Below are 25,653 nucleotides of genomic sequence, written 5' to 3'. Positions count from 1 at the left end.
CCCTATTCCACCCCTATCTGCACCAGATCCGCTTGCTGCCCACCGGAATACACACTCACCTCGACACCGGGAAAGCCGTTCGCGATATGCGCGGCCAGTTCGTCCGCGAGTTCGGCCGGAGCCGCCGCACCGACGAGCAGGGTGACCAGCTCACCGCCGAAACCGAGCATCCGGTCCAACAGGGTTCGGGCCGCGGTCGGCGCATCCCGATCGATCACCACGACATCGTGACCGACCAGCCCCAGCCCATCACCGGCCGCACAGGTGCCGACCATGGTGAGCGCCCGCTCCCTCGCGGCACGCACCGATCCCCAACGGGTCGCGGCCGCCGCCTCCGACATCGCGAACGCATCGTCCACCGCGATCCGACCACAATCGTGCACCGCCAACGCCGCCAACCCCTGCACCATGGACCCACTCGGCAACAACAACACGTCCCGATGCACGTCACGGGCCGCGACACCAACCGCCACCAGCTCGTGCGCCGGCAGCGCACCATTCGGCAGCACCAACACCTCCCGATTCGGCAACTGCCGAATCGCGGTAAGCAACGCGGCACTGGTCACGGCTCCGTCACCACCGAGCACTACCGCACCTCCAGCCTCGAACAGCGCCGCCGCCCCATCTCCGGAGGCGACAGCCACAACCGCGCGGTCCGCGGGACCATCGTGACCAGGCTGCGCAGTGGCGTCGGCGCGACCCGCATTGTCGGCCGGGGCTGCTTCGGCATGATCCGCGGCGTCGACCGGGGCTACGTAGTGGCGCCCGTCGGCCTGCGCCGGGTGGGCGCTGTCGGCGCGCGCGGCTATGCCACTGTGCGCGGTTGCGTCCGGATACGTGGGGGTTGGGCGGGCGGTGATAGTGAAACTTTCGATGCGGATGGCGCTGAGGGTGCCGGTGGCTATGCCTGCTTCCACGGCGGCGCCTGCGTCGGCGCAGTGGACGTGCGCGGACCAGGATCCGGCGCCGTCGCCGACGACCACTACGGAGTCGCCGAGGTCGGCGAGGCGGCCACGGAGGTGGGCGATTCGTTGGTCGTCGGTATCGGAGAGGAGATACATCACCTCGAAGTGCGGGGCGGCGCTGTTCGGGGGTTCGGCACCGCCGCTGCGCGGTTCGGCATCGGCTCGCGGTGCGGAGTCGGCGTGCGCCGCAGCGGTGGCATGATCGGCACCCACCTGGTCTCCGGCGAATGTGAATTCGCCGCGCGCGTATGCCGGCCGAGTGGGTGTCTCGCCGAGGGTGACCGCGACCAGACTATCGAGCAACACGACCAATCCGCGCGCACCCGCATCCACCACCCCGGCCTCGCGCAGCACACCGAGCTGGGCTGGCGTATCACCGAGCGCCTCGGCGGCACTGTCGGCCGCCGCCACCGCCACCGCGGCCACGGCAGATTCCGGACAAGCTGCGGCGGATTCGGCCGCCCGCTCCAGAACGGTCAGAATGGTCCCCTCGACCGGCACACTCAGCGATTCCCGCACCAGCACCGCCGCCATGGCCAGCGCCTCCCGCAACGTCCGCGCCGTCAGCGGCCCACCACGTGCCGCCTCGGCAATCCCGCGTAGCACCTGCGACAGGATGATCCCGGAATTCCCCCGCGCACCGAGCGTCGCCCCACGCGCCATCGCCGCAGCCACCGCATGCGCCGACAGCGATCCGCCCAACCCGAAATACCCACCCGCAACTCCACCCCACAGCCCGCCGACGGGGATATGCCGCAAGGTCCCGCGCGTGGCAGGAGCAGGCAGAGGCGAGCGATCGACACCATTCGCGGCAATAGCTCGATCCGCGAACTTCTGCTGGGACGCCCCGGCGCCCGACGACCCGGCATCACCAACCGCCCCGTCATCCGCCGCACAACCACCGACCGCCCCGGGGCCGGAGATGGCGGCATCACCGCCCGACCCGACGGCCATGGCAAACCCATCGACGGTCTCGGCATCCGATTGCACGCGTTCGGCGTCCGCAGTAAGACCACCACCGGCCGGTCGCTCGGACCCGCGCGCGGAGTTAACCGCGGCCTCGGCGGCCTGCACCGCCGATCGCATGGTGGCGAGCATGTTCGTACCCGTGTCGGCGTCGGCGACGGGGAAGACGTTGAGGGCGTTGATCTCCGCGCGACGCTGCTGCAGGCCGTCGAGGCAGATTCGGCCCCAGCGCAGTAGGGCCGGGCCGTTCAGTTCATTCGGCTCGGTGAGGACAGGTAGTTCCGCGTCCGGGCCATCGCCCATCACGTCCGGCACTCCGGGCACCGCCACCCCTCTCCGCGATCATCCACACCGCCACCCGCAGCCAAGCGACTGCTGGCAGATCGCTCGAAACGATCTGCCGCCGTTCGCCAGGTTAGCTGGCGATGCCGACAATGGATCGGCGACACCGATCCACTACCATCGGCGGTGCCCATGGGCCGTCATTCCATGCCCCGGTTTGGTGGATCGGGGCGCCGCCAGCTACCCTTGCAGGGTTGCCTAGCGCGGCGAGAGGGTTCGCGCTGGCCGGCGTCAGTCGGCAGGGCATTAAGACATTGTTTCCGGACATGCTGCCGACGTGCGGCGGTCCCCACATGACATGAAGGAGTTCGCGACTATGGCTGCCGTCTGCGACGTCTGCGCCAAGGGCCCCGGCTTCGGGAAGTCGGTCTCGCACTCGCACCGGCGTACCAACCGTCGTTGGAACCCGAACATCCAGACCGTGCGCGCACAGGTCGCGCCGGGCAACACCCGTCGCATGAACGTGTGCACCTCCTGCCTGAAAGCGGGCAAGGTCGTTCGCGGCTGATTCGCTCAGAGACCGACATACGCCCCGACACCATCAGGTGCTCGGGGCGTAGTCATCTGTGGACCGCTCGGCGACGATGGTGTCCATGACCCAGCCCGCCTGGCGCATCGCCCCACTCGTCGCCGAATACGTCCACAGCCTCGCCGAATGCCATATCGCCTGCTGGCGTGAGGCCTATCGCGGCCTGGTCCCCGATTACGTATTGGATGCGTTCGAAGTCGAGCGTCGCGCCGAGCAATGGGAACGCAACCGGGCCCGCTACCCGGGCCGCACCTACGTCGCCCTCGTCGAGGACGAGGTGATCGGTTTCGTGAGTGCGGGCCCCTCACACGACGAATCTCCGGTCACCCCCAACGAACTCAACGCCCTCTACGTCCGCGCCACCTGGTATGGCACCGGCGTCGCCCACGACCTCATCCGAGCCGCCGTCACCCCCGACACGCCATGCTCGCTCTGGGTGTTCGAGAAGAACCCGCGCGCCCAGGCCTTCTACCGCAAACACGGCTTCGCACTCGACGGCACCAGTCGTATCGAGGCCTTCACCCCCGCCGTCGAGGTCCGTATGGTCCGCCGCTGACCGAAAGGTCTGGGACGAGCACGGAACGTGGCCCGAACCCCCGCCGCCGGACCGCGCTCCGCCTAGCGTCGAATCGCTACTGGCACGGTCGAATTCGTCGACGCTGAGCGACCAGCGCGACTATGAGCGCGATGCCGTCAGCACCGCGGCGAAGCGCCCGGTCGGGCGCGACGGCGTCGATGCCTTCGTCGATAAGCGCAAGCCCGATTACAGTAACTAACCGCGCACCTGGAGCACGAATTTCGCGACCGCTTCGGTGAACGAATCATTGTCGTCACCGGCCGCGGTATGCGCCGCGCCGCCGATCTCGACCAGCTGCGCCTGCGGCACCAATGCCTGGAATTCCGCGGCGCCCTCCGCCGACACGACATCGGACTGCGTACCGCGCACCAGCAGCACGGGCATGGTGAGAGCCCGCGCCGCGGCCTCCATCTCCTGCACCATTTCGCTCGGATCCTCGACGCGGTCGCCGAGCATGCCCGGATCCCAATGCCAGTACCAGCGGCCGTCACGCTCGCGCAGATTGCGCCGCAGACCGTCGGTGTTCTTGGGCCGTGGCCGATGCGGCATATATTCCGCGACCGCGTCGGCAGCCTGCTCGAGGTTGTCGAAACCGTCGCGATGTTTTCCGAGAAAATCGATCACCCGCGCGATACCGGCGGGTTCGGGGCGGGTGACGATATCGACGAGCACCAGGGCGGTGATCGCCACGCCGCCCGGATCCGCGGTGGTGAGCAGGCCGGTGATCCCGCCCATGCTCGCACCGACCACGACCGCCGGGGCAGCCAGCTGTTCGAGGACCGCGACGAGGTCCGCGACCATCGTGGCGCGCCGGTAATCGGCGTTCGGTGACCAGGCGCTGTCGCCATGGCCGCGCGCGTCCAGCGTGACGACCCGCATTCCGGCGGCGGCCAGCTTCGCACCGGTCTGCTTCCATGAGTGTCGGGTCTGACCGCCACCGTGCAGAAACAGGACGAGCGGGCCGTCCGCCGGGCCGAACTGGTCGGCGACCAGCTCGATTCCATCCGAACCGCGCAGTCGCAGCCGGATGGGATCGAGAAGGTTGTTCGCATTACTCACGATCCGAGGATCGCACAGATACCGCTGGGGCTCGCACGAGCCCCGGTCAATAGGACCTCAGCAGTTCCACTTGCCCTGCGCGCTGATGGTGTTCTGCAGCAGGCACGCGACCTTGGCATTCACCGAGGACGAGATGGTCGAGGAGCCATTGGAGGTGAATTCCTCGCCGACCGGAGTGGCGGTGGTCGGCCCGGAGGTATCCGCGGCGGGCTCGAGTGGCAACCCGGCCGCATTCGCTGCCGCGCTGCCGCCGGCCAGGGCCGCGCACAGGGCCAGCGTGGCTGTGGTGCCGCGCAGTGCGCCGCGAACGGTCTTGTTCTGCATGAAATTGTGCTCCTCTACTGTGATTTACCTCGACGCCCGGGATCTAGGGCAGGCGCCAGTCAACAGGTTCAGCACCCAATTCGTCGAGTAGTTCATTCACTCGTGAGAAGGGTCGCGAACCAAAAAAGCCGCGCGAGGCCGACAGGGGTGACGGGTGCACGGATTCGATATAGGGCACCTCGGCCGCGGCGAGCTGCGGTTTCAGTGTCTGGGCGTCACGACCCCACAGGATCGCGACCAGCGGCTCGTCCCTGGCCACCAGCGCGCGAATCGCCTGATCGGTCACCGCCTCCCAGCCCTTGCCGCGATGCGAGGCAGGCTGTCCCGGCGAAACCGTCAGAACTCGATTCAGCAGTAGCACGCCCTGATCCGACCACGGGCTCAGATCGCCATTGGACGGTGTCTGGTAGCCGAGATCCTTGGTGTATTCGGCGAAGATATTGGCGAGGCTGCGCGGCACCGGCGAAACATCCGGGGCGACAGAGAAACTCAGGCCCATCGGATGTCCGGGCGTCGGATAGGGATCCTGGCCCACGATGAGCACGCGCACCGCGTTGAACGGCCGCTGAAAGGCGCGCAGCACATTCTCACCGGCTGGCAGATAACCGCGGCCCGCCGCATTCTCCGCGCGCAGGAATTCGCCCATCGCCGAGATCTGTGCCGCAACCGGTTCGAGAGCCTTCGCCCAACCCGGATCCATGATTTCCGTCAGCGGTTTCGCGCCCATGACCGCACAACCTATCGTGACTCGGGCTCGGATGCCGAGTCCACCCCGCTGAACGATTCCCAGCCCCCACTGCCCGCATGCCGCGCACCGTCGACGGTGACGCCATGACCTGTCAGCACCTGTCCGATCGGCACCCAACCGGACGGCAGTTCCCGGTGCGCGGGCCAGGTTCCGACGAAGGCATGATCCTCGCCGCCGGTCAGAATCCATTGCGCGGCATCGGCATCCAGCCGCCGCGCGATCGTCGCCAGCGCCGGATCGCGCAATGTCTGCGAGTGGATGTCGATGGCGACACCGGATGCCTCGGCGATGTGGCCCAGGTCCGCGAGCAATCCGTCCGAGATATCGGTGAGCGCGGTGGGTATCGCGGACCATTCCGAGCCAGAACCGATAATGCCTCCCGATCCGAACCGCACCGCATTCGACTGCCCCTGCACCCCGATGTGCTCCGAATCGAGTACCCGTTCCGCCGAGGGTGTGCCCGAGTTGCCCACTCCGGCAGCGGAATCGGCGACCACAGCGAGTACTGCCGAATAGGGCGGCTGTGGGACCCGGTGGGCCGCGAGCACCTCGGCGAAGAATTCATCCGCCGGATCGAATCCGGCGCTCAAGACCGCCAACCCAGCGGCGGACCAGCCGAGGCGACCCACCACCGCGACCGTATCCCCCACACGCGCACCGGCTCTGGTGATCGGCGCGCGGCCGTCCAGATCACCGAAGGCGGTCACCGAGATGACCAACTGCGAGCTGCGCACCACATCACCGCCCGCGATGGAGCCGCCCGCACGGCGCGCCTCGGCCCACATCCCATCAGTGAGCCCGTCCACCAGCTCGAGCGGCGTATCGGCCGGACAGCCGAGCGCCACCACGAATGCGGTCGGCACCGCACCCATCGCGACCACATCGGCCGCGTTCTGCGCGATCGCCTTGCGCCCGATATCGCGCGGATCGGACCAGTCGAGCCGGAAATGGCGATCCTGGACGAGCATGTCGGTGGTGACCACGAACCGGCCGTCCGGCGCGGCCACCACGGCGGCGTCGTCACCAGGGCCGAGCAGCACGCCGGGCGCCTGCACCCGCCCCGCGTTGATCCGTTCGATCAGTGCGAACTCCCCCAACTCACGCACTGTTTTCGACGGTGTGCTTTCGCTGATGACCTGGTCCCTTCCCGGTGTCGTGCTGGCTGAAATCGCCCCGAGGGTACCCTTTCCAGAGCAATCGAGTACTACCAGGCCGGTGCGCGGCATCCATCTCCCAGGTGACCGAGCCCCACCAGCGCGAACAGGAAGGATCGGTGAGCATGGCGGCGCAGTCGTCGGACCGCGATTCGTCGGCGGCGGAGTCGTCGAAGGCCGAACCGTCGAAGGACGCCGAGCTGTCGAACGCGACGCCCGATTCGGCCGCGGACAGCGCTGCGGTAGACGCCACCCCTACGGTCGATCGCGAAGCCCAGAGCCCTTTCCCAACCACCGATGCCACGCCCGCAACAGCCGCAACCGGCGCCGCCGGTGCCGAGCCCGCGAAATCCGACAGTATTGAGCCCACCGCAGAGCCGACATCCGCTGGCCGCGCCGACCAGCCCGCGGCCACCGACAGCGCCGAACCCACCGACAAACCCGCAGCAGAATCGAGTGGTTACCCACCCGCTCTGATCGCGACCGCAGTGGCACTCCCGGTCGTACTGGTAGTCGCCGTGCTGGTCGCCGCAGTCCTCGCCCACCGCACGCCGACCGAACGTGAACCTCTGGTCCTCGGCCCGGTTCCCGCACCCGCCGCGGACGGGCCCGCGTGCACCGCGCTGCTGCCCGCATTGCCGGTCGATCTCGGCGACTACTCCAAATCCACGTTGGTGGAACCGGCTCCGCCCGCGACCCGCGCCTGGCAGCGCAAAGACGGTGGGGACGCCATCGTGCTGCGCTGCGGTTTGGAACGGCCGCTGGAGTTCAACCGCGCCTCGCCATTGCAGATCGTCAATGGCGTGCAATGGTTCGAGGTTCGTGACCCGGCCGCGAAGGCGAGCACCTGGTTCGCTGTCGACCGCGCGACCTATATCGCGCTGACCGTTCCCGACGGCTCCGGACCGACTCCGCTGCAAGGAGTTTCGGACACGATCACCGCGAACCTGCCCGCCCGACCAATAGATCCCGGTCCACTGCCGAATTGATCGACGGCACGCCGAAAGCGCACAGAACGAGCTAGCGCAGCCCGGTTCCCCGCGCCAACGCCGTCTCGATCAGCGTGGAAACCAGTGCCCGGTAGTCGATTCCGGTGGCCTCCCACATCCGCGGATACATGGAGATCGCTGTGAAGCCGGGCATCGTATTGATCTCGTTGATCACCGGCCCTTCCGCTGTGACGAAGAAGTCCACCCGCGCCAAACCTTGGCAGTCGAGCGCTTTGAACGCCCGCACCGCGAGTTCTCTGATGCTGTTGGACACTTCATCGTCCAGCTTCGCCGGAACATCGAATTCACAGACATCGTCGAGGTATTTGGTGTCGAAGTCGTAGAACTCCGGCGCCGCGGCATCGGCCTCCGGCATCCGGATCTCGGCGACCATGCTGGCCCCCACTCGACCATCCGGAAATTCCAGTACGCCACATTCGACTTCGCGTCCGACAATGCCCGCTTCGACGATCACCTTCGGATCGTGTTCGCGCGCTGTCGCGATCGCCGCGTCCAGCTCGCTCCACTCGGTGACCTTGGTGATGCCGATCGAGGAACCGCCGCGGGCCGGTTTGACGAACACCGGCAGGCCGAGCAGCGCCCGCTCGTCGGCACCGAGGGTATCGGTCCCGCGCCGCAGCACCACCTGACGTCCGATCGGCAGCCCCTCCGCGGCGAGCAACTTCTTGGTGAATTCCTTGTCCATCCCCGCCGCACTGGCGAGCACACCCGGCCCGACATACGGCACCCCGGCCAGTTCGAGCATGCCCTGCAGCGTGCCGTCCTCACCGAACGGACCGTGCAGGATCGGGAACACCACATCCACCGACCCCAGTGCCGCACTCGGATCATCGAGCGCGACCAACGAGCCGGACCGGCTCGGATCAGCGGCCAGCGTGAGCGCGGTGCCACTGCCATCGACCGCAGGCAGCGCATTGTCGGTGAACCCCAGCGCCGCCACCTCGGCACCCCCCAGCACCCAAGCGCCGTCGAGGGTGATGCCGATAGGCACGGCCTCGTACTTTTCCGGATCGAGGTTGCGCAGCACACTACCGGCCGACACACACGAGACGGCGTGCTCGTTACTGCGCCCGCCGAACACCACAGCAACCCTGATCCGGTTCATCATGCACCGAACCGTACCCGTTGTGGATGCCGATCCAACCTCGCGCCCGTGCGGTTATAGCGTTCGACCCTATTCCGGTTTGATCCGCCGACCCAGCAGATTGCCGACCGCCTCGCGCACCGAAAGGCCCTCGTGACATACCTGGTGCACCGACGTGGTCAGCGGCATTTCGACATCGTGGGCCGCGGCCAACGCCCGCACCGATGTGCACGACTTCACACCCTCGGCGACCTGACCATGGGTCGCCTCCTGGGCCGCCTCCATGGACCCGCCCGCCCCGAGCACATGTCCGAACGACCGGTTGCGCGATAGCGGCGAGGTACAGGTGGCGACCAGATCACCGACCCCCGCCAACCCCGCCAACGTGACCGGCTCCGCACCCAGCGCTACACCGAGCCGGATGATCTCGGCCAGCCCACGGGTGATCAGGCTGGCGATCGAATTGTCGCCCAACCCCATTCCCGCGGCGATCCCACAGGCAAGAGCGATGACGTTCTTGCAGGCCCCACCGATCTCGCAGCCGATCACATCGGTATTGGTGTAGGGCCGGAAATAGCCGTTGGCGCAGGACTGCTGCAATGCGACCGCCCGCGCGGCGTCGGTGCACGCGATCACGGTGGCCGCCGGTTGCTCGGCCGCGATCTCCTTGGCCAGATTCGGTCCGGTCAGCACCGCGATGCGACTCTCGTCGGCACCGGTGACCGCACCGATCACCTGACTCATCCGCAGCAGCGTGCCGGTCTCGATGCCTTTGGCCAGACTCAGCAGCGCGGCGTCCGGCCCGATCGAATCCCGCCACGTCTCGAGATTCGCGCGCAGGGATTGCGATGGCACCGCGAGCACGACGATATCCGCACCGTCGAGCGCCTCGGCGTGATCGTGGGTGGCCGCAAGACTGGGCAGTTGCACATCGGGCAGATAAAACGGATTGCGATGTTCGGTGGCCAGTGCCTTGGCCACCTCGGGCCGCCTGGCCCAGATCGTGACATCGGTTCCCGCGTCCACCAACACCTTCGCGAACGCGGTCCCCCATGATCCCGCGCCCAACACTGCCGCCCTCGTCATCTGCCCAATATGCCACGGAACCACTCATGGAAGGATTGAGATCATGCGTCCGCCTGCGTTGCACGCCGTGATCGCGGTGAAGAGCCTCGATCGGGCCAAGAGCCGCCTGGCCGATCGGCTGCGCCCGGAACACCGTGCCCGGCTGGTGCTCGCGATGCTCGCCGACACCGTGGTGACCGCCGTCGCGGTGCCGCGGATCGCGTCGGTCACCGTGGTGACCCCGGATCCGGTCGTCGCCGAGCTGGCGCGCAGGCTCGGCGCGGCGGTTCATCCCGAACCCCGCCGCGAAGTGATCGACGCGACCGATCCGGACGGCCTGAACACCGCGCTCACCGATGCGGCCACCGCATTGCGGCACCGCTATGGCCCGGTCGAACTGCTGGCCCTGCAGGCGGATCTGCCCGCCTTGCGGCCCGACGAACTCTCCGACATGCTCATCACCGCACCGGACGGCGTTCGATCGGTCGTCGTCGATCATGCGGGCAGCGGCACGGCCGCGCTATTGGTTCGCGATGCCGTCGCCCCGCTGGATCCGCGCTTCGGACCCGGTTCGGCACGTCGTCATATCGCCGCGGGCGCGGTCGACCTGCCCGGTGACTGGCCAGGATTGCGGCTCGACGTCGACACCGCCGACGATCTGGACCGCGCCATCGAACTCGGCGCCGGCGATTCGACAGGTGCTGTATTGCACGACATAGGTTGGCAAATTCATGTCCACGAGCGGATCCGTCGGGTGTGCTAGCCGGTCGCCGCATCCGGCGTGATACGCACGGCAATGATGGCGTCGGGCTGTGCACGGCCCGGTTCGTAGGGGATGATCGTTGGCGTGAGTGAGCGAAGCAAGCGATTTCGGAACCAGCATGCCTCGCGCGTGTCGGGCCCGCGTCCCAGCGAGGCGCGGGCATGAGCGATATCGAAACCGTCAAACAACAAGTGCTGCCGACCGCACTGCCCGCCGCGACACCACCGGCCGATGAGACCGCTGTACAGCGATTGCCACGTGATCGCTACCTGAACCGCGAACTCAGTTGGCTGGACTTCAACACCCGAGTGCTCGCACTCGCCGAGGACGCGTCACTGCCATTGCTGGAGCGCGCGAAATTCCTCGCGATCTTCGCCTCCAATCTGGACGAGTTCTATATGGTCCGCGTCGCCGGCCTCAAACGCCGTGCGGAGACGGGACTTTCGGTGCGTTCGGCCGACGGCCGCTCGCCCACCGAACAGTTGGAATTGATCGCGGCGCGCACCCAGGAGATCGCAGACCGGCACGCCCGCGTTTTCCTGCACTCGGTACTGCCCGCATTGACCGCCGAGGGCATCGCCGTCATCGACTGGTCCGATCTGGACGACGATGAGCGTCAGCGGCTCTCGGGCTATTTCCAGGATCAGGTTTTTCCGGTACTGACCCCGCTCGCGGTGGATCCGGCACATCCGTTCCCCTATATCAGCGGGCTGAGTCTCAATCTCGCGGTGACGGTCAAGGATTCCTCCACCGGTGGTGAGCATTTCGCTCGCGTCAAAGTGCCCGATAACGTCGATCGCTTCGTTCGAGTGCGGCGCACCGATTCCGGCTCGCCGGTCGCAGCCTTCCTGCCGATGGAAGAGCTGATCGCCGCGCACCTCGATCAACTGTTCCCCGGTATGACGGTGGTCGAACACCACTCGTTCCGGATCACCCGCAATGCCGATTTCGAGGTCGACGAGGATCGCGACGAGGATCTGCTGCAGGCACTGGAGCGTGAACTGGCCCGTCGCCGCTTCGGGTCGCCGGTCCGACTCGAGGTCTCCGACGATATGACCGAGCACATGCTCGATCTGCTGCTGCGCGAACTCGAGGTCGATCCCGGCGATGTGATCCAGGTGCCCGGCCTGCTGGATCTGTCCTGCCTGTGGCAGGTGTACGGCGTCGATCGGCCCAATCTCAAGGACGCACCGTATGTGCCCGCGACGCCACCGGCGTTCGGCGAGCGCGAAACCCCGCGCAATGTCTTCCAGGCGCTGCGCGAGGGCGATGTGCTGGTGCACCACCCCTACGACTCCTTCTCCACCAGCGTGCAGCGCTTCATCGAACAGGCCGCCGCCGACCCGCAGGTGCTCGCGATCAAGCAGACCCTGTACCGCACCTCCGGTGACTCCCCCATCGTGAACGCGCTCATCGACGCGGCCGAGGCGGGTAAACAGGTTGTCGCGCTGGTCGAGATCAAGGCCCGCTTCGACGAACAGGCCAACATCAAATGGGCCCGCGCACTGGAACAGGCGGGGGTGCATGTGGTCTACGGCCTCATCGGCCTCAAGACGCACTGCAAGACCTGTCTGGTGGTGCGCCGCGAGGGTTCGACCATCCGCCGCTACTGCCATATCGGCACCGGCAACTACAACCCGAAGACCGCGCGGCTCTACGAGGATGTCGGGTTGCTCACCGCCGCACCGGAAATCGGCGCCGATCTGACCGATCTGTTCAATTCGCTGACCGGTTACTCGCGAAAGGCCAACTACCGCAACCTGCTTGTGGCACCACAGGGTGTGCGCGCCGGAATCATCGAACGGATCCAGCGCGAGATCGAGTTGGCACAGCAGGGCGTCCCGGCGCGAATCCGGATGAAGGCCAATGCAATTGTCGACGAGCAAGTCATCGACGCGCTCTACCGAGCTTCCCAGGCCGGTGTACCGGTGCAGATCGTGGTGCGCAGCATCTGCGGCCTGCGCCCCGGCGTCGAGGGGATGAGCGAGAACATCGAGGTGCGCTCGATTCTCGGTCGCTTCTTGGAACATTCGCGGATCATTTACTTCCATGCCCAGGACGAATACTGGATCGGCAGTGCCGACATGATGCACCGGAATCTGGACCGGCGTGTGGAAGTCATGGCACAGGTGAAGGATCCGAAGCTGTGCGAGCAGCTGGGCTCGGTATTCGACTCGGCGCTGTATCCGACGACCCGCTGCTGGGTACTCCAAGCCGACGGCAGTTGGCATGCCTCGCCCGACGGCGCCGAGCGCAATGGCGTCGAGGTACGCGACCACCAGCAATTCATGATGCGAATGCGGAGACCGGATCAGCCGTGAGCCCTACGACGGGATACGAGCAGGGCGGGGGGCCGTTCTGGGATCCCCGGGTAACAGCCAACATTCACGCCGCGGGTGCGGTGCTGTGGCGCAAGGCCGCCACCGGATCCGGCGCCATCGAGATCGCCGTGGTGCACCGCCCCAGGTATCAGGATTGGTCGCTGCCGAAAGGCAAACTCGATCCGGGTGAGACCCCCGTGCTCGCCGCCGTGCGCGAGGTTCGCGAGGAGACGGGCCTGGACTGCCGACTGGGCCGCTACCTCGGGCACGTCACCTATCCGATTCCGGGGCACCGGAAGCTCAAGCGGGTCGATTATTGGGCCGCCGAGGTTTCCGGCGGTGAATTCAGCGCCAATTCCGAGGTCGATGCGCTGTCCTGGTACAGCTTGGACCGGGTGATGGACCAATTGTCGTATCCGATGGATCGACAGGTGGTGCGCGCCTTCACCCGCTTGCCCGCTGCCACCGTCACGCTGCTCATGGTGCGGCACGCCAAGGCGGGCAGCAGGGAGCGATTCGACGGTCCGGACGAGCGGCGCCCACTCGAGCGGGCCGGTCGGGCCCAAGCCGAGGCATTGGTCCCTAATCTGCTGGCATTCGGTGCGTCCGAGATCTTTTCGGCCGATCCGGTGCGCTGCGTCCAGACAGTGGAACCACTGGCGGAGAAACTCGGCGCGCCCATCAACATCGAACCGGATTTCTCCGAAACCGCTTATGCCGCAGCGCCGGACAAGGCTCGGCAACGCGCCGTCTCGCTTGTCTCGGATCGTGCGGTGCGCGTTCTGTGTAGTCAGGGCAAGGTAATTCCCGATCTGCTGCAGTGGTGGGCCGATCGAGACGGAATTACGTTGCCGTCGGCGCGCAACCGCAAGGGCAGCGCGTGGGTGCTGTCATTCACCTCGGGTCGCCTGGTTACCGCCGACCACCTCGACCGATCACTGTCGGACGCTATCGTTAAGTAATAACGCCCTGAGTGGCCATAAGTGTCATACAGTGCGTCTCGATACCAAATCGAGACGCGGACAGCCGAAACGGCCCCGGGGCGAGCCCGGGGCCGTTTCGAGTCGGTACTGGGGGTGATCCCGCCTAGCGGAGCCGAATCGCCCGGTGACGCTGGATCTTCAGCGTCAGCGCGCGCGGCGGGCCGGAGCCTTCTTCGCCACGGTCTTCTTGGCGGGCGCCTTCTTGGCGACTGTCTTCTTGGCAGCGGTAGCCTTCTTGGCCGCCGTCGCCTTCTTGACCGCGGCCTTCTTGGCGACGGTCTTCTTGGCGGGCGCCTTCTTGGCGGCTGTCTTGGTGGCAGTTGTCTTGCGTGCTGTCGTCTTTGCCGGGGCCTTCTTGGCCGCAGCCTTCTTCGCGGGCGCCTTGGTGGCGGTCGCCTTCTTGGCGGCGGTCTTCTTTGCCACCGTCTTCTTGGCGGCCTTCTTCGCCGCCACCGCTACATTCGCGCCGCGTTTGACAGCAGGGCCGGTCGCGGTCAGCTTCTGCTTACCCGCGATGACGGCCTTGAACTGCGCGCCTGGACGAAACGCCGGCACCGAAGTGGGCTTCACCTTCACGGTTTCGCCGGTACGCGGGTTCCGCGCGACGCGGGCCGCACGCTTACGCTGTTCGAACACACCGAATCCGGTGATTGTGACGCTCTGACCCTTGTGCACCGCGCGCACGATGGTGTCGACCACATGCTCGACTGCCGCGGTGGCCGTGCGCCTGTCCGTACCCAACTTTTCGGTCAGAACGTCGATCAGTTCCGCCTTGTTCATTGAATCCTCCGCAGACTAATGGCCCGTCGTCGGACCGACTAGGTACCACGGTAAACCCACTTTGAGCAAGAGTCTATGTGCCACGCCAAAATTCATGTGGTTTAGCACACGTCCAGCTACCACCCCAAGGTGAACTCAGCTATCGATACCGGGTGATTACGCCTGCGAAATATGCGCCGGGAGGGTTGTGGGTTTCCAACTTGGCCTTGTCTTTTCGAACTCGCCGATGACGTCACTTCGTCGCAGTGTCAGCCCGATGTCATCCAATCCTTCGAGCAGACGCCACCGAGTGTAGTCATCAATATCGAACGGCAACACGACGGTTCCGGCGGTCACCGTGCGCGCCTCGAGGTCTACTACCAATTCGAGGCCGGGCTGTTCCTCGAGCAACTTCCAGAGCATTTCGACATCGTTCTGTGACATCTGCGCGGCCAACAGTCCACCCTTACCCGCATTGCCGCGGAAGATGTCGGCGAAGCGCGACGAGATGACGACACGAAAGCCGTAGTCCGACAGCGCCCAAACAGCGTGTTCACGCGACGATCCGGTGCCGAAGTCCGGACCGGCCACCAGCACACTGCCCCGGTTATATGGTTCGGTGTTCAGAATGAAGTCCGGATCCGATCTCCATGCCGCGAACAGTCCATCCTCGAATCCCGTTCGCGTCACCCGCTTCAGGTACACGGCCGGAATGATCTGATCGGTGTCGACATTGGATCGGCGCAGTGGCACGCCGATCCCCTTGTGCACGGTGAAGGCTTCCATTTGCTGATTCTCCTGGGTCATTGAGAGATTTGGGATGATCGTTTCGAGCGACCTGCAAGCAGCCGCGACGGCTGACGTTTCGAGCGACGTGAAAGCAGCCACCGGCGGCCGGAAAGAGTGATTCGGCGCAGACACAACGGCGGCCGCGCGCCGATCAGTCCAGATCCGTGGGCGCGGACAGCGTGCCGCGGACCGCGGTAGCGGCCGCTACGAGCGGGGAAACCAGGTGTGTACGGCCACCTTTGCCCTGCCGACCTTCGAAGTTGCGGTTCGAAGTGGATGCGCAACGCTGGCCCGGCGCGAGCTGATCGGGATTCATTCCCAAGCACATCGAGCAGCCCGCCTGACGCCATTCGGCGCCGGCCGCGGTGAAAATCTCGCCCAGTCCTTCTTTTTCTGCCTGCGCGCGAACCCGCATAGATCCCGGTACAACCAACATTCGCACCCCGTCGGCGACGCGGCGTCCCTTCAAAATCCCGGCCACGGCACGCAAATCCTCGATGCGTCCGTTGGTACACGAACCGACGAATACGGCGTCGACCGATACATCGCGAAGTGGAGTACCCGGCTCCAAATCCATGTATCGCAGCGCTTTCTCCGCGGACTCGCGCACCGTCTCGTCGGTAATCTGCGCCGGATCGGGCACGTTCTCGCCCAGCGGCGCACCCTGACCCGGGTTGGTACCCCACGTGACGAACGGGGTCAGCGAGCTGGCGTCGATGTGTACCTCGGCGTCGAAAGCCGCGCCCTCGTCGGTCTTCAGCGCCTCCCAGGCGGCCACTGCGGCGTCCCAGTCGGCTCCCTGCGGCGCGTGCGGGCGGCCTTTGAGGAATTCATAGGTGGTTTCGTCAGGAGCGATCATGCCGGCCCGCGCGCCCGCCTCGATCGACATGTTGCAGACGGTCATTCGCGCCTCCATGGACATGGCGCGAATGGCTTCGCCGCGATACTCGAGCACATAGCCCTGACCGCCGCCGGTACCGATCTGGGCGATGACCGCCAGAATCAGGTCCTTACTGGTGACTCCGGGCGGCAATTGGCCGTCTACGGTGATCGCCATGGTCTTGAACGGGCGCAGCGAGAGTGTCTGCGTGGCAAGGACGTGCTCGACCTCGCTGGTGCCGATACCCATCGCAAGCGCGCCGAACGCGCCGTGGGTGGAGGTATGGCTATCGCCGCACACCACCGTCATCCCCGGCTGGGTCAAACCCAATTGCGGCCCGACGACGTGCACGATGCCCTGATCCAGATCCCCCATCGGATGCAGGCGCACACCGAATTCCGCGCAATTGTGGCGCAGCGTCTCGACCTGGGTGCGCGAAATCGGGTCGGCGATCGGCTTATCGATATCGATCGTGGGGACATTGTGGTCCTCGGTCGCGATGGTGAGATCGGGACGGCGCACCGGACGGCCCGCGGCGCGGAGGCCGTCGAAGGCCTGCGGGCTGGTCACCTCGTGCACGAGATGCAGATCGATGTAGATCAGATCGGGCTCACGCGAGGCGCCCTCGCCCTCCCCGCGGGCGACGACGTGCTGCTCCCACACCTTCTCGGCCAGTGTGCGGCGCTCGGCCATTCTCGATCACCTTTCCGACGAGCAACCGAGGTACGCGATCCGGGCTGCGGCGCGCTCGCGGCTGCACAAGTTTTCGACTGTTTCCGACACGTCCGGAGCGAGCAGATCACTGCAGTGGATTTCTCAGTATCCGGGACGCTAGTATCGTTATATGAGACAGCATAGCGGTATCGGCGTCCTCGACAAAGCGGTGTCGGTGTTATACGCCGTCGCCGAACATCCGTGCGGTCTCAATGAACTGTGCACCCGCACCGGACTGCCCCGGGCCACCGCTCATCGCCTGGCCGTGGGGCTCGAGGTGCACCGACTACTCGCCCGCGACAACAACGGTCTGTGGCGGCCCGGCCCCGCCCTCGCCGAACTCGCCGCCGGGGCCACCGATCCGCTGCACGAGGCCGCCGCCGCCATTCTTCCGCGCCTGCGCGAGATCACCGGCGAGAGCGTCCAGATCTACTGCCGAGACGGCAATGCGCGAGTCTGTATCGCCGCTTTGGAACCACCCGTCGGCCTGCGCGACACCGTGCCGATCGGGGCGCGCCTGCCATTGACCGCGGGGTCGGCGGCCAAAGTACTGGTCGCCTGGGCGGATCCGGAACTGCAGCGCACCATCCTGGCCGATGCGGTATTCGGTGAACGGGCGCTGGCCGAGGTCCGCAAGCGCGGCTGGGCCCAGAGCGCCGCCGAGCGGGCCAGCGGCGTGGCCAGCGTCTCGGCACCTGTACGCGATGCCGCGGGCCACGTCATCGCGGCGGTCTCGGTATCCGGACCGATCGATCGCATGGGCCGCCGACCCGGTGCCCGCTGGGCGGCCGATCTGGTCGCCGCCGCGGACGCCCTGCACAAAAGACTGTAACACGTTCTATTTTCAAGCATCTAAAGTGGGTGCGCATGGGAGTAAACCAACGGGCGCAAATCGTCATGTCCGACGCCGAGATTTCCGAATTTCTGCAGCGCAGCCGCATCGCGACGCTGGCCACCATCGGTCCGAACGGTGCACCGCACCTGACCGCGATGTGGTACGCGCTCATCGACGGCGAGATCGCGCCCGACGGCACGGTCCGCAAGCTCCCCGAACTGTGGTTCGAGACCAAGGCCAAATCTCAGAAGGCGGTGAATCTGCTCCGCGACCCCCGCGTCACCTGCATGGTCGAGGCAGGCCACACCTACGACCAATTGCGCGGCGTCTCCATCGAGGGTCACGCCGAGATCATCAATGATCCGGACAAGCTCTACGCCGTCGGTGTCAGCGTCTGGGAGCGCTACACCGGCCCCTACAGCGAAGAGGTCCGCCCGCTCGTCGAGCAGATGCTCAACAAACGCATCGCGGTCCGCGTAATCCCGAATCGTCTGCGCAGCTGGGACCACCGCAAACTCGGCCTCCCCCAACTCCCCGTCGGCGGCACCACCGCCCAACCACTCGACTGATCGCGCCACGCGGACAAAATCCGCCTGACACGCCGAACCAGGCCCAGTAGCGTCAACCCTGATCGACCCGAATCGGCCGTGCGGCCACGCCCGTGGCGCGACGCACGGCCGCGACGACGAGGAGCAGACATGGCGGAAAGTTCCAACGGCAAGGCGGTACCGAGCGCCGAAGAGGTCAAACGCAAGTTCAAGGAAGCCCTGGAGCGCAAAAACCAGCACCACGCCAAGTCGAACGACCACCTCGACGGCCGCTCCAAAGCATCCGCCGCCCACGGCAATGCCAGCCACAAACGAGAGTTCCGACGCAAGAGCGGATAGCACCGGCGGCACATGGCCCTCCAGCTAAACCGCTGCTGGAGGGCCTTTTGCGGCCACCCGCCTCCCGTGCCCAGGCGCGAAGCCCCGCAGGCAGAGTGGACGGCGCCCACTGCCACAACTTGCCGCCCTCACCAGCGAAGAAGAAAACCCCACCTGCACCGGCACCACCGCAGGGAATCAGCGCCACACTCGCACAACAGCACGCCGACCTGCTGTTCCGAGACGAAGCACCCGGCCTCCCTCGGGGTCTGAGACGAAGCCCTTCAGGGGGCCACCCACGACCCACGACATAGCGCCCCACCAGGGAAGAAATAGCACCAACCAGCCCAAACACACCGCCGGTCCGGCCCGGGGCGAAGCCCCCGGCCCGACTCGGGGTCCGGGGGCGAAGCCCTCCGGGTGGTGGCGTGGGGGTTTCACCCCCACAAGACAATGCGAAGCAGAAAAAGGCCCATGCTCTCGATGAGCATGGGCCTCCCATTCTGTGTAGCCCCGACGGGATTCGAACCCGCGCTACCGCCTTGAGAGGGCGGCGTCCTAGGCCGCTAGACGACGGGGCCAGAACTCGATCGCCCACATTTCAGCGGGTGATCTTTCCGGTCTGATCTTTCGATCAGTGGAAGCTCGGTTAGCTTAGCCGACCGAAGCTCGGCGACCAAATCGCCGGATGCTGAACAACTTTCGGTCGCGCACCGAGAGACGAACAACATTCTCCGCTGGGGTACCAGGACTCGAACCTAGAATGGCTGAACCAGAATCAGCTGTGTTGCCAATTACACCATACCCCAATGACCAGGACGTTCGACCTCGTGTCCGGCTGACCCGAGGCCCTGTTCCGAGCCGAGAAGTAGAGTACCAAACCGTATACGGTCTACTACAAATCGCCTGGTCAACGCCCTGTTTATCGGTCACCAGCGGATTTTCAGGCCGGTGCGGTCCAGTCCCGCGCCGAGCGCAGCCGGGCCAGACTCGTCTCCCGGCCGAGTAACTCCAGCGATTCGTACAGTGGCGGGCTGATATGCGAACCCGTCACTGCCACTCGCACTGGCGCGAACGCCTTACGCGGCTTGAGCCCCAGATCATCGATGAGCGCGGTTTTGAGCGCATCCTCGATAGCGGGGGTGGTCCAGGCCGTCAGCGGCTCCAGCGCGGCAATGGCGGCATCCAATACCGACGTCGCATCGGAACCGAGGTTCTTCGACCCCGCCGCCGGATCGATCGCGAACTCATCTGCGGGCGCGAACAAGAAACGCAGCAGATCCCATGCGTCGGACAACACCACGATCCGGGTCTGCACCAACTCGGCGGCCGCGGCGAACAACTTGTCGTCGACGTCGGCGCCGATGTGGCCGTGTTCGGTGAGGAACTCACGCAAGCGGTGCGCGAAATCACCCGGCTCCAGCAATCGGATGTGTTCGGCATTGAGCGCGTCCGCCTTCTTCTGGTCGAAACGGGCGGGATTCGAATTCACTTTCGAGATATCGAAGGCCGCCACCATCTCCGCCATCGAGAAAACATCGCGGTCTTCCGCGAGGCCCCAGCCGAGTAGCGCCAGATAATTCAGCAAACCCTCCGGGATGAATCCCCTATCCCGATGGACGAACAGATTCGATTCCGGATCGCGCTTGGACAACTTCTTGTTGCCCTGGCCCATCACGAACGGTAGATGACCGAACTCCGGAGTGAACTCCGCGACACCGATCCGGCGCATCGCCGCATAGAGCGCGATTTGACGCGGAGTGGACGAGAGAATGTCCTCACCGCGCAACACATGAGTGATCTTCATCAATGCGTCGTCGACCGGGTTAACCAGCGTATAGAGCGGATCGCCATTACCGCGAGTGAGTGCGAAATCAGGCACGGTACCCGCTTTGAAGGTGGTTTCACCACGCACTAGATCGTGCCAGGTGATGTCTTCGTCGGGCATTCGGAGCCGGATTACCGCCGGGCGTCCTTCGGCCCGAAAGGCCTCGATCTGCTCGGGGGTGAGATCACGGTCATAGTTGTCGTAACCGAGTTTCGGATCGCGACCTGCGGCGCGATGGCGCGCCTCGACCTCCTCGGGCGTGGAGAAGGATTCATATGCTTCACCAGCCGCCAGCAAATTCCGCACGACCTCCATATGCAGTTCGCGTCGCTGCGATTGCCGATAGGGCGCATACGGGCCGCCTACCTCGGGGCCCTCGTCCCAAATGAGGCCGAGCCAGCGCAACGCGTCCAGGATCGCACCGTAGGATTCTTCGGAATCGCGTGCGGCATCGGTATCTTCGATACGGAAGACGAACTTTCCGCCGGTGTGGCGGGCGTACGCCCAATTGAACAGCGCCGTCCGGACCAGGCCGACATGCGGCGTTCCGGTCGGCGACGGGCAGAAGCGGACCCGTACTTCAGTCATGGCTCTCTTTCGACTAGCGCTTGGCGGCAACAGGATTGGTGAGGGTTCCGATGCCCTCGACGGTCACGGAGACGTTCTGCCCGGCCTGCAGGGGGCCGACACCCTCCGGAGTGCCGGTGAGCAGCACGTCGCCGGGCAGCAGGGTCATCACCGTGGTCACCCACTCGATGAACTTCGGAATATCGTGCAGCAGAAGCGAAGTGCGGCTGCGCTGGCGGACCTCGCCGTCGACTTCGGTAACGATCTCCAGATCCGAAGGGTCGAGCGAGGTTTCGATCCACGGGCCGAGCGGACAGAAGGTGTCGTAACCCTTGCCGCGGGTCCACTGGCCGTCGTGCTGCTGCTGATCGCGCGCGGTCACATCGTTGGCGACGGTATAGCCGAGCACCACATCGAGCGCGCGTGCGGCGGGCACATCCTTGCACGGACGGCCGATGACGATCGCAAGCTCACCCTCGTAGTCGACCCGGGATGAGCTGGGCGGCAAGACGATCGACGCGTTAGGGCCGATGATCGAGGTGCTCGGCTTCATGAAGATCACCGGATCCTCCGGTGCGGCCCCGCCCATTTCGGCCGCATGCGCGGCGTAGTTCTTGCCGATGCAGACCACCTTGCTGGCCAGAATCGGCGCGAGCAGGCGTACATCGGCCAGCGGCCAACTCCGCCCGGTGAATGTCGGAGTACCGAACGGATGTTCCGCGATCTCCTTGGCGACGCTCTCGCTTCCCTCCCCTTCGATGCTGACGAAAGCGACTCCATCGGGACTGGCGATTCGACCTAGACGCATGGACCGCAGTCTATCGACCGCCCTCGACCTGCTCGAACGCGCCCGACCGGGCGGTCCGGAACCGCGCGCGGGCGCGAGTTCGGCCACCCGTGGTGTGAGCAGTTCGACAGCACCACAGCGGAATCCGCGCGACCACTGGGTGTACGGTGAGACGCAATGTTCACAAGATGAGAAATATTTCCCACATTTTGAGATTTTGAGGTGAGGCCGATGGCTACGGCCGTGACACAGATGCACGACGTCCGACGGTGGTCCATGCTCGGCCTCGGCGTGTTCGCGCAGGCCTCCAGCGCCGTCTTCATCCACGGGGTGCCATTTCTCCTGCCCGCGCTGACGGCCGATGGCATGCCGCTGGCTACCGCCGGTCTACTCGTGGCCATGCCGACCATCGGGCTGGTCTGCACGCTGATCGCGTGGGGATACGTCGTCGACCGAATCGGTGAGCACAAGGTGCTGGTCCTCGGACCGCTGCTGATGTTCGGCGCGGGTATCGCGGCGGCTACCGTCTCCGATTACATGGTGCTCGGCGCGTTGCTGTTCCTGGGCGGCGTCGGCGCGGCGAGTACCAATGGCGCCAGCGGGCGGGTGATCGTCGGCTGGTTCCGGCCGCAGCGGCGCGGACTGGCCATGGGCATTCGACAGACCGCACAGCCCATCGGCGTCGGCATCGGCGCACTCGGCATTCCGGCCGTTGCGGCGGCGCACAGTGTCTCGGCAGCCATTCTGGTACCTGCCGTGATGGCGGGTTTCGCCGCGTTGGGCTGCCTGATCGGGATCATCGATCCGCCACGGCCGGCGGGCGCGGCGGCGGATCGGGCCAACCCTTATCGCGGCGATGCCACGCTGTGGCGCATCCATGCGGTGTCGGTGCTGCTGTGCATTCCCCAAGGCACCGTATGGACTTTCGCATTGTTGTGGTTGCACAGTGACGTCGGCTGGCCGCTGCCTGTAGCGGGTGCTGTGGTGACCGGGACCCAATTCCTGGGTGCTCTGGGGCGAATCGGCGCCGGCGCCTGGTCCGATCGCGTCGGCAGTCGTCTCGGACCACTGCGTACCGTCGCCATCGCCGCCGTAATCTCCATGGCCGCCTTGGCTTCGGCCGCATGGGCACATGCGTGGTGGGCCGCGATTCCGCTGCTGATCGCGGCGTCGGTCATTACGGTCTCCGATAACGGTTTGGCCTTCACCGCAGTCGCCGAAATCGCCGGACCGTACTGGAGCGGACGCGGACTGGGCATCCAGAACACCGGCCAGAACCTCGCAATAGCCGCCATCCCACCGGTTTTCGGCGCGCTGATCACCGCGAGTGGCTTCCCTGCCGCGTATCTGCTGGCCGCCGTCCTGGCGATGGCGGCGGTTCCATTGGTTCCCGCCGATCGAAGGTCCGTATAACAGGCACTGACGAATTCGCGCCCGTCCCGATTTCGCCGCCGCACAGCAGACACCGGGCGGACCACCGACTCGGTCGGTCGTTCCGACACCACCGGGATCCATGCCACCATCGCACCGGCCGCTTACGACCTCGACGAATCCATTTGCCGCCAACAATCTTCCGCAGGATCCCGATTCCGACGCCGAGCCCCTGATCCTACGACATCACCGGTCGATCATCATGAGCGCAGATGCGCAACGCAGCCGAACAGCTGGCTGAACTCGAATCAGTCCGACGACGAAAGACGCCGCCCCCAAAAAACAATCGGTGGACCAAGCAGACTCTCTGATGTTCAGCCACAATCTCGAGGTCGACATACGAAAAGCACTGCGCCGCAGCAATATCCGATCGGCACGAATAGATCAGATATCGAGGAGGTCGGCCGGATCGAACATCACCCGGAAGATCTTATCGGCTTCTACGTCAGCGATAAACGCCGCACCCGAGGCAACCACCGGTGCCGCACGGTAGGTCGAGCTATCGAGCACCAGTTGGTGGACACGAATCGTTGGATGCTGCTCAACAATCCAGTACTGCGGAATCCCCAGTTCGGCGTACTCACGGACCTTCCGCACGCGATCGGTTCGCTCACTACCACTCCCGGGCGAGATGACCTCTACCGCCAACAGCACTTCGGTCCCCGGTATGAGCTTCGGCGACTCGTCCGCGATCACCGTCCGCGCAACCTCGAGCGGCACCACCAGAATGTCGGGCTTGCGGACACCGGTGGGCGTACTGACTTCCCATTCGCCGCCATCGAGGACTACAACGGCAGCGTCACCGATCGCCGCCTCGATGATCCTGGCCAGCCGTCGAGAAATCCAGTTGTGTCGAGCCCCCGCTGCCACCTCGATCAACCACCCGTCCTCGAGCTCGAAACCCTTGCCGTCCTCCGAAAGATCATGCAGATCGAGCACCGTGTACGGGCCGAAGCCTGCACCGCAGGCAACTCGCTGTGTGGTCATCGTGTGCCTCCGAGGCTAGCCCAGTCCAAGGACCGTTGAGCAGGTACCTACGTCGGTGCTACACACTACCGGCGCTGATTACAACCCCATGGTAGAGCGCACTGGACCGAGCCGGGCGGTACGACTACCACCTCCGTAGGTCCGCGCTCGGATCCGAGCGCGGGCCGAATACGAATCAGACCGCCGCGGCGATCCGATCTCCGATCTCGACAGTCGAGGCCGCACCGGTGCGCGACGCGAGATCCTTGGCGACCGCGGCTTCGATGCGCGCCGCGCCTTCGGTATCTCCGAGATGGTTGAGCAGCAACGACACCGACAGAATCGCGGCGGTCGGATCGGCCTTCGACTGTCCCGCGATATCGGGGGCGCTGCCGTGCACCGGCTCGAACATGCTCGGGTTGGTGCCGGAGGCATCGATATTGCCGCTGGCCGCTAGGCCGATTCCGCCGCTGACCGCGGCCGCGAGGTCGGTGATGATGTCGCCGAAGAGGTTGTCGGTGACGATCACATCGAAGCGGCCCGGGTCATTGACCATGTGGATGGTGGCGGCATCGATGTGCTGGTAGGCGGTCTGCACCTCCGGGAACTCCGCCGCGACCTCGTTCACCGTGCGCTGCCACAGCGAGCCGGCGAAGGTAAGCACATTGTTCTTGTGTACCAGGGTCAGATGCTTGCGCCGGGCCTGCGCCTTGACGAAGGCATAGCGGACAACGCGCTCGATGCCGAAGCGGGTGTTGGTGCTGACCTCGGTGGCGACCTCATGCGGGGTCTCCACCCGAATCGCTCCGCCGGTACCGGTGTAGGGGCCTTCGGTGCCCTCACGCACGACCACGAAGTCGATATCCGGGTTGCCCGCGAGCGGGCTGGTCACACCCGGGTACAGCTTCGATGGACGCAGGTTCACGTGGTGGTCCAGCGCGAACCGAGTGCGCAGCAGCAGTCCGCGCTCGAGCACACCGCTGGGCACCGACGGATCGCCGATCGCACCGAGCAAGATCGCATCGTGCTGCTTCAGCTCGGGTAGCACCGAATCCGGCAGGATCTCACCGGTCGCGTGGTACCGCCGCGCGCCCAGGTCGTATTCGGTCTTCTCGACCCCCGGCTGCACCACCTCGAGCACCTTGAGCGCCTCCGCGATGACCTCGGGCCCGATCCCATCACCAGCGATAACAGCAAGCTTCATAACAACAATGCTCCGTTCAGTAATGCCGACCGCCACCGTACTCGGCCCCGCACCGCTCGCCGCTGCCAGGCATGGCGGCGCACGCCGCGCACGGTTTCACCCAGCAATCAGGTGCGTGACACAGATAAGCGGCGCCG

General features: G+C 65.6%; 24 protein-coding genes and 2 tRNA genes. 10 read left to right on the top strand and 16 right to left on the bottom strand.

The features are described from left to right. Positions 1-2: 2 nt before the first annotated feature. Positions 3-2,234: a DAK2 domain-containing protein gene (locus ACW2Q0_RS13060; RefSeq protein ID WP_457190055.1), complete on the bottom strand. Its 2,232-nt coding sequence runs from the start codon at positions 2,232-2,234 to the stop codon at positions 3-5. 355 nt (positions 2,235-2,589) lie between these two features. On the opposite strand from ACW2Q0_RS13060, the gene rpmB reads away from it, so the two are divergent. Both rpmB and ACW2Q0_RS13050 read left to right on the top strand, forming a co-directional pair. Continuing rightward, entirely contained in the window at positions 2,590-2,781 is a 192-nt protein-coding gene (gene rpmB / locus ACW2Q0_RS13055) for a 50S ribosomal protein L28 (RefSeq protein WP_011210730.1), read from the top strand. Between the two features lie 85 nt (positions 2,782-2,866). Next, complete coding sequence (locus tag ACW2Q0_RS13050) at positions 2,867-3,358, top strand: N-acetyltransferase family protein (RefSeq protein ID WP_457189665.1); 492 nt, start codon at positions 2,867-2,869, stop codon at positions 3,356-3,358. Positions 3,359-3,574: 216 nt separating this feature from the next. Here ACW2Q0_RS13050 and ACW2Q0_RS13045 read toward each other — a convergent pair whose 3' ends face one another. The 4 genes from ACW2Q0_RS13045 to thiL are packed head-to-tail and all read right to left on the bottom strand — an operon-like array spanning position 3,575 to position 6,616. Beyond that, positions 3,575-4,438, bottom strand: coding sequence for an alpha/beta fold hydrolase (locus tag ACW2Q0_RS13045; protein ID WP_457189663.1), 864 nt, complete (start codon positions 4,436-4,438; stop codon positions 3,575-3,577). 57 nt (positions 4,439-4,495) lie between these two features. Next, positions 4,496-4,762, bottom strand: a complete 267-nt coding sequence (locus tag ACW2Q0_RS13040) for a hypothetical protein (RefSeq protein WP_457189661.1) — start codon at positions 4,760-4,762, stop codon at positions 4,496-4,498. A 43-nt stretch (positions 4,763-4,805) separates the two neighbouring features. Next, complete coding sequence (locus ACW2Q0_RS13035) at positions 4,806-5,489, bottom strand: uracil-DNA glycosylase (RefSeq protein ID WP_457189659.1); 684 nt, start codon at positions 5,487-5,489, stop codon at positions 4,806-4,808. Between the two features lie 11 nt (positions 5,490-5,500). Further along, positions 5,501-6,616 carry a thiamine-phosphate kinase gene (gene thiL, locus ACW2Q0_RS13030; RefSeq protein ID WP_457190053.1) on the bottom strand — a complete coding sequence of 372 codons (1,116 nt, stop codon included), beginning with the start codon at positions 6,614-6,616 and terminating at the stop codon, positions 5,501-5,503. Positions 6,617-6,789: 173 nt separating this feature from the next. Here thiL and ACW2Q0_RS13025 point away from each other — a divergent pair, with 173 nt between their 5' ends. Continuing rightward, entirely contained in the window at positions 6,790-7,653 is an 864-nt protein-coding gene (locus ACW2Q0_RS13025; protein ID WP_457189657.1) for a DUF3515 domain-containing protein, read from the top strand. A gap of 31 nt (positions 7,654-7,684) precedes the next feature. On the opposite strand, the gene ACW2Q0_RS13020 is transcribed toward ACW2Q0_RS13025, so the two are convergent. Further along, complete coding sequence (locus ACW2Q0_RS13020; RefSeq protein ID WP_457189655.1) at positions 7,685-8,782, bottom strand: D-alanine--D-alanine ligase family protein; 1,098 nt, start codon at positions 8,780-8,782, stop codon at positions 7,685-7,687. A 66-nt stretch (positions 8,783-8,848) separates the two neighbouring features. Then, entirely contained in the window at positions 8,849-9,844 is a 996-nt protein-coding gene (locus ACW2Q0_RS13015; protein WP_457189653.1) for an NAD(P)H-dependent glycerol-3-phosphate dehydrogenase, read from the bottom strand. A gap of 43 nt (positions 9,845-9,887) precedes the next feature. Between ACW2Q0_RS13015 and cofC the strand changes: the two genes are divergently transcribed. From cofC to ACW2Q0_RS13000, 3 genes are all read left to right on the top strand, one after another. Continuing rightward, entirely contained in the window at positions 9,888-10,586 is a 699-nt protein-coding gene (gene cofC, locus ACW2Q0_RS13010) for a 2-phospho-L-lactate guanylyltransferase (protein ID WP_457189651.1), read from the top strand. A 161-nt stretch (positions 10,587-10,747) separates the two neighbouring features. Further along, positions 10,748-12,907 carry an RNA degradosome polyphosphate kinase gene (locus ACW2Q0_RS13005; RefSeq protein WP_457189648.1) on the top strand — a complete coding sequence of 720 codons (2,160 nt, stop codon included), beginning with the start codon at positions 10,748-10,750 and terminating at the stop codon, positions 12,905-12,907. Continuing rightward, a complete protein-coding gene (locus ACW2Q0_RS13000; protein ID WP_457189646.1) occupies positions 12,904-13,869 on the top strand; it encodes an NUDIX hydrolase in 966 nt (321 codons plus the stop codon). The genes ACW2Q0_RS13005 and ACW2Q0_RS13000 overlap by 4 nt, the downstream gene beginning before the upstream one ends. 165 nt (positions 13,870-14,034) lie before the next feature. On the opposite strand, the gene ACW2Q0_RS12995 is transcribed toward ACW2Q0_RS13000, so the two are convergent. The 3 genes from ACW2Q0_RS12995 to leuC all read right to left on the bottom strand — a co-directional run bounded on the left by ACW2Q0_RS12995 (position 14,035) and on the right by leuC (position 17,011). Further along, entirely contained in the window at positions 14,035-14,670 is a 636-nt protein-coding gene (locus ACW2Q0_RS12995) for an HU family DNA-binding protein (protein WP_457189645.1), read from the bottom strand. 156 nt (positions 14,671-14,826) lie between these two features. Continuing rightward, positions 14,827-15,435, bottom strand: a complete 609-nt coding sequence (gene leuD / locus ACW2Q0_RS12990) for a 3-isopropylmalate dehydratase small subunit (RefSeq protein ID WP_457189643.1) — start codon at positions 15,433-15,435, stop codon at positions 14,827-14,829. A gap of 154 nt (positions 15,436-15,589) precedes the next feature. Continuing rightward, positions 15,590-17,011: a 3-isopropylmalate dehydratase large subunit gene (leuC, locus tag ACW2Q0_RS12985; protein WP_457189641.1), complete on the bottom strand. Its 1,422-nt coding sequence runs from the start codon at positions 17,009-17,011 to the stop codon at positions 15,590-15,592. A 151-nt stretch (positions 17,012-17,162) separates the two neighbouring features. On the opposite strand from leuC, the gene ACW2Q0_RS12980 reads away from it, so the two are divergent. From ACW2Q0_RS12980 to ACW2Q0_RS12970, 3 genes are all read left to right on the top strand, one after another. Then, on the top strand, positions 17,163-17,864 hold the full coding sequence (locus tag ACW2Q0_RS12980; RefSeq protein ID WP_364389108.1) for an IclR family transcriptional regulator: 702 nt from the start codon (positions 17,163-17,165) through the stop codon (positions 17,862-17,864). A gap of 35 nt (positions 17,865-17,899) precedes the next feature. Continuing rightward, complete coding sequence (locus tag ACW2Q0_RS12975) at positions 17,900-18,436, top strand: pyridoxamine 5'-phosphate oxidase family protein (protein WP_457189638.1); 537 nt, start codon at positions 17,900-17,902, stop codon at positions 18,434-18,436. A 129-nt stretch (positions 18,437-18,565) separates the two neighbouring features. Next, positions 18,566-18,754 carry a DUF5302 domain-containing protein gene (locus tag ACW2Q0_RS12970; RefSeq protein WP_457189636.1) on the top strand — a complete coding sequence of 63 codons (189 nt, stop codon included), beginning with the start codon at positions 18,566-18,568 and terminating at the stop codon, positions 18,752-18,754. Between the two features lie 487 nt (positions 18,755-19,241). Here ACW2Q0_RS12970 and ACW2Q0_RS12965 read toward each other — a convergent pair. The 4 genes from ACW2Q0_RS12965 to ACW2Q0_RS12950 form a co-directional block, all read right to left on the bottom strand. Then, positions 19,242-19,314: transfer RNA gene (locus tag ACW2Q0_RS12965), tRNA-Glu, on the bottom strand. A 156-nt stretch (positions 19,315-19,470) separates the two neighbouring features. Further along, positions 19,471-19,542 (bottom strand) — tRNA-Gln (locus ACW2Q0_RS12960). 134 nt (positions 19,543-19,676) lie between these two features. Beyond that, complete coding sequence (gene gltX / locus ACW2Q0_RS12955; protein WP_457189634.1) at positions 19,677-21,149, bottom strand: glutamate--tRNA ligase; 1,473 nt, start codon at positions 21,147-21,149, stop codon at positions 19,677-19,679. A gap of 13 nt (positions 21,150-21,162) precedes the next feature. Beyond that, positions 21,163-21,936, bottom strand: coding sequence for a fumarylacetoacetate hydrolase family protein (locus tag ACW2Q0_RS12950; RefSeq protein ID WP_457189632.1), 774 nt, complete (start codon positions 21,934-21,936; stop codon positions 21,163-21,165). A 210-nt stretch (positions 21,937-22,146) separates the two neighbouring features. On the opposite strand from ACW2Q0_RS12950, the gene ACW2Q0_RS12945 reads away from it, so the two are divergent. Beyond that, entirely contained in the window at positions 22,147-23,328 is a 1,182-nt protein-coding gene (locus tag ACW2Q0_RS12945) for an MFS transporter (protein WP_457189630.1), read from the top strand. Between the two features lie 402 nt (positions 23,329-23,730). On the opposite strand, the gene ACW2Q0_RS12940 is transcribed toward ACW2Q0_RS12945, so the two are convergent. Both ACW2Q0_RS12940 and ACW2Q0_RS12935 read right to left on the bottom strand, forming a co-directional pair. Then, positions 23,731-24,333, bottom strand: coding sequence for a Uma2 family endonuclease (locus ACW2Q0_RS12940; protein WP_457189628.1), 603 nt, complete (start codon positions 24,331-24,333; stop codon positions 23,731-23,733). Positions 24,334-24,508: 175 nt separating this feature from the next. Next, positions 24,509-25,516 carry a 3-isopropylmalate dehydrogenase gene (locus ACW2Q0_RS12935; RefSeq protein WP_457189626.1) on the bottom strand — a complete coding sequence of 336 codons (1,008 nt, stop codon included), beginning with the start codon at positions 25,514-25,516 and terminating at the stop codon, positions 24,509-24,511. Positions 25,517-25,653: the final 137 nt, after the last annotated feature.

The sequence above is a fragment of the Nocardia citri genome (assembly GCF_054065835.1).
This window is presented reverse-complemented; position numbering and strand designations above follow the sequence as displayed.